Consider the following 4,912-nt stretch of genomic DNA (forward strand, 5'->3'; position numbering starts at 1 on the left):
CCGAGAAAAAAAAAAAACGCTGGAAAAAAAAGCAGCGCGCCAGGAGTGCGTGGGCCGCGGCGCCGAGGAGGTCGTCGTCGTGCCGACCGACGTCGGTGACCGCGACGCCGTCGACGCGCTGCTGCAGACCGCCGCGAGCCGCTTCGGGCGGGTGGACGCCGTCGTGCACGCCGCGTCCGTCCTGGCCTACGGCCGGTTCGAGGACGTCCCCGCGGACGTGTTCGACCGGATCCTGACGACGAACGTCACCGGCACGGCCAACGTGGCCCGGGCCGCCCTGCGCACCTTCGACGACAGTCACGACACCGCCCTGGTGGTCGTGGGCTCCGTGCTGGGCAAGATCACGACGCCGTACATGAGCCCGTACGGCACCAGCAAGTGGGCGATCCAGGGCCTCGTCCGCACCCTGCAGATCGAGGCCCGCGAACGCCCTCGCGTGGGCATCAGCCTGGTGTCTCCCGGCGGGGTGAACACGCCCATCTACGAGCAGGCCGGCAGCTACACCGGTCACGCCGGGCACCCGCCGCCGCCCGTCTACTCGCCCGAGAGGGTGGCGACCGCGATCGTCGCGGCGCTCGAGCGGCCCGGCCGCGACATCACCGTGGGGTTCGCCAACGCGGTCATGGTGGCGGGCTTCCGGTTGCTCCCCGGCGTCTTCGACCTGCTCGTCGGGCCGCTGATGCGGCTGGCCGGCCAGGGCCGGGCGTCGGTCGACCCGCACCCGGGCAACGTCTTCGAGCCGATCCCCGAGCGGGAGGCGGTGCACGGCCGGTGGCCGCGCATCTGGGGGTAGGGCCGACCGTCGCCGGAGTCCGGCTGGAGGTGCGCCGGGCGACCGGCCGGGATAGGCAGGGGGGATGAGCAGCGACTCCAGGACCCCCACGTCCGCGCCGGGTGCGGCATGAGCGGGTCGACGTACGACGCCGTCGTCATCGGCGCCGGTCCGAACGGGCTGGTCGCGGCCAACGCCCTGCTCGACAAGGGCTGGTCGGTGCTCGTCCTGGAGGCCCAGCCGCAGGTCGGCGGCGCCGTCCGCAGCGACGAGGACGTCCACCCCGGGTTCGTCCACGACACGTTCAGCGCGTTCTACCCGCTGGCCGCGGCCTCCCCGACGATCCAGGGCTTCGACCTCGAGCGGTTCGGCCTGCGGTGGGTGCACGCCCCGGCCGTGGTCGGGCACCCGCGCCAGGACGGCTCGTGGGCCGTGCTGCACCGCGACCGGGAGGTCACCGCCCGGCTCATGGAGGAGCAGCACCCCCGTGACGGGGCCGCGTGGCTCGAGCTGTGCGAGGAGTGGGACCGCATCGGCGACGCCCTCGTGGGTGCCCTGATCACGCCGTTCCCCCCGGTGCGTCACGGGCTCCGGGCACTGGCGAGGCTGCGCTCGGTCGGCGGACTGGACTTCGTGCGGAGCCTGCTGTCGCCCGCGGTCGAGCTGGGACGCACGAGGTTCGGCGGCGAGTCGCCGCGCCTGCTCCTCGCCGGCAACGCCGCGCACGCGGACATCCCGCTCGACGGGGCCGGCTCGGGCCTCATGGGCCTGCTGCTGGTCATGCTCGGCCAGACGGTCGGGTTCCCCGTCCCCGAGGGAGGCGCGGGCAGCCTGACCCGTGCGCTCGCGCGGCGGATCGAGTCCCTCGGTGGCGAGATCCGCTGCTCGTCGGCGGTCACCCGCGTGGTCGTCGAGGACGGCACCGCCACCGGCGTGATCACCGAGCACGGCGAGCGTCACACCGCCCGCCACGGCGTCATCGCCGACGTGGTCGCCCCGCACCTCTACGGCGGCCTCGTGCACGACGAGGACCTGCCGAGCCGGACGCGGGAGGCCATGCAGCAGTTCCAGCTCGACCCGTCCACGGTGAAGGTGGACTGGGCGCTCGACGGGCCCGTGCCCTGGGCGTCGCCCCCGCCCCACGCGCCGGGCACGGTGCACCTGGCCGACTCGGTCGAGCAGATGACCGAGGCCCTCAACCAGGTCTCGGCGAACGCGATCCCGGCGCGCCCGTTCATGCTGACCGGCCAGATGACCACCTCGGACCCGTCCCGGTCACCGGCCGGGACGGAGTCGCTGTGGGCCTACACGCACGTCCCGCAGCACGCGACGCGCGACGCGGGGGAGGAGGGCCTGCGCGGGACCTGGGACCGCGACGAGCTCGAGCGCTTCGCCGACCGGATGCAGGCCCGGTTCGAGGCCCTGGCGCCCGGGTTCGGGGAGCGGGTCCGCGCGCGGCGGGTCCTCGGGCCGCACGAGATGGAGGCGCGGGACGCGAACCTGGTGGGCGGCGCGATCAACGGCGGCACGTCGCAGCTGCAACAGGAGCTCGTGTTCCGCCCCGTCCCGGGCCTGGGCCGTGCCGAGACGTCGATCAGGAACCTCTACCTCGGCTCCGCGTCCGCCCATCCCGGCGGCGGGGTGCACGGGGCGTGCGGGATGAACGCGGCGCGAGCGGCGGTCGCGCACGCCCGGATCCGCAAAATCGTCACGCTCCCGCGGTCGCGGCGCGGCTGAGCCGCGACCGAGCGGACACGGTCCCGCGTCGCTAGGTTGGGGCGATGCCCGACCGCGATCCCGACCTGCACGGCACCGACCTTCCGAAGGGCTCCTCCGGCTGGATCAAGGTCCGGGGCGCCCGCGAGCACAACCTGCGCGACGTGGACGTCGACCTGCCGCGCGACTGCCTGGTCGCGTTCACCGGGGTGTCCGGCTCGGGCAAGTCGTCGCTGGCGTTCGGCACCGTGTTCGCCGAGTCGCAGCGCCGCTACTTCGAGTCCGTGGCCCCGTACGCCCGCCGGCTGATGTCGCAGGTCGGCGCCCCCGAGGTCGACACCATCGAGGGGATGCCCCCGGCCGTGGCGCTCCAGCAGGCCCGCGGGGCGGCGAGCTCGCGGTCCACGCTCGGGACGCTGAGCTCGCTGTCGGACGTCCTGCGCCTGCTCTACAGCCGGGCGGGCACGTACCCCGAGGGCGCCGCGCACCTGCCGGCGGCCGCGTTCTCGCCCAACACCGCGATCGGCGCGTGCCCCACCTGCCACGGCAGCGGGGTGGCGCGCAGCACGAGCGAGGCGCTGCTCGTGCCGGACCCGGACCTGTCGATCGAGGACGGGGCGATCGGCGTGTGGGCGTCCCGGGCCTGGGTGGGGCTCAACGTGCGCCGCATGGTGACCAAGCTCGGCATCGACCGCTTCGCGCCGTGGCGCACGCTGCCCCAGGAGCAGCGCGACTGGCTGCTGTTCACCGAGGAGGAGCCGCGGATGCTCCTGCAGGGCAACAAGGAGGGCCAGGCGAGCAGCTACCACGGCACCTGGCAGTCGGCCGAGAAGTACCTCATGCGCAACCTGGCCAAGACCAAGTCCGACACCGAGCGGGCCAAGCTCGAGCGGTTCCTGGCCGAGGGCCCGTGCCCGACGTGCCACGGCAAGCGGCTCGCCCCGGACGCGCTGGCCGTGACGTTCGCCGGCATCGACATCGCCGACATGACCGCGATGCCGCTCTCGCAGGTGTGCGGCCTGCTCGACGAGGGGCTGGTCGAGCAGGCGCGCGGCACCGACCGGCACGGCGCCGCCGCGGCCACCGCCGCCCGCTCGCTGGTCAAGGACTTCGGCGCCCGGGTCGAGGCGATCATCGGGCTCGGCCTGGGCTACCTGTCGATGGACCGGCCCAGCACGGCGCTGTCGGCCGGCGAGCTGCAGCGCGTCCGGCTGGCCGGGCAGCTGCGGTCGGGACTGTTCGGCGTGCTCTACGTCCTGGACGAGCCGTCGGCCGGTCTGCACCCGGCCGACTCCGAGGCGCTCTACGCCGCGCTGCGCGAGCTCGTCGCCACCGGCAACTCGCTGTTCGTCGTCGAGCACGACCTCTCCATCGCCCGCAACGCCGACTGGGTCGTCGACGTCGGCCCGAGCGCCGGCGTGCTCGGCGGGCACGTCGTGCACAGCGGCCCGCCCGAGGCGCTCGCCGACGTCGCGGACTCCGCCACCGCCGCGTTCATGTTCGGTCGGCACGCGCTGCCGAGCCTGCACGCTCGCGAGCCGCGCGGCTGGCACGAGCTGGACCACCTGACGCTGAACAACCTGCGGGACGTGTCCGTCCGGGTGCCGGTCGGCGTCATGACCGCGATCACCGGCGTCTCCGGGGCGGGCAAGACGTCGCTGCTCACCGCCGTCGCCGAGCGCCTGCGAGCGTCCGGCGACGAGGCGCCGCGCCTGGTCGAGATCGACCAGCGGCCGATCGGCCGCTCGCCGCGCTCCAACCTGGCGACGTACACCGGCCTGTTCGACGCGGTGCGGCGGCTGTTCGCCGCCACCGACGAGGCCCGGGCGCGGGGCTGGTCGGCCGGACGCTTCTCGTTCAACGTCGAGGCCGGCCGGTGCCCGACCTGCGAGGGGGAGGGGTTCATCGCCATCGAGCTCGTCTTCCTGCCGACGAGCTACTCGACCTGCCCCACCTGCCGGGGCTCGCGCTACAACCCCGAGACGCTCGAGGTGCGCTACCGCGAGCGCGACATCGGGCAGGTGCTGGCGATGACGGTGCAGGAGGCGGCGGACTTCTTCGCCGACGTGCCGGCGGTGCACCGGGCGCTGGGCACGCTGCTCGACGTCGGCCTGGGCTACCTCACCCTGGGACAGCCGGCCACCGAGCTGTCCGGCGGCGAGGCGCAGCGCATCAAGCTCGCGACCGAGCTGCAGCGTCCCCGTCGCGGCGGAACCGTCTTCGTGCTCGACGAGCCCACCGGCGGCCTGCACCCGGTGAACGTCCGTGACCTGGTGCGTGTGCTCGTCCGGCTCACCGACGCCGGTGACACCGTCGTGGTGGTCGAGCACGACATGCAGGTGGTCGCGGCGGCGGACTGGGTGATCGAGCTCGGCCTCGGCGGCGGCGACCGCGGCGGCACGGTCTCGCGCGCGCGCCGACTCG

3 protein-coding genes are annotated in these 4,912 nt (G+C 74.2%); all 3 read left to right on the forward strand.

Features of this window, described 5'->3' with window-relative positions; genetic code table 11:
* On the forward strand, window positions 1–793 hold a 793-nt coding region (locus tag AC2W7G_RS09065), incomplete at its 5' end, for an SDR family NAD(P)-dependent oxidoreductase (RefSeq protein ID WP_485868147.1).
* Window positions 794–901: 108 nt separating this feature from the next.
* Window positions 902–2,509: a phytoene desaturase family protein gene (locus AC2W7G_RS09070; RefSeq protein ID WP_485868148.1), complete on the forward strand. Its 1,608-nt coding sequence runs from the start codon at window positions 902–904 to the stop codon at window positions 2,507–2,509.
* A gap of 44 nt (window positions 2,510–2,553) precedes the next feature.
* On the forward strand, window positions 2,554–4,912 hold a 2,359-nt coding region (locus AC2W7G_RS09075), incomplete at its 3' end, for an ATP-binding cassette domain-containing protein (protein WP_485868149.1).

This window comes from Aeromicrobium sp. PFPM2_SD2 (assembly GCF_057364525.1).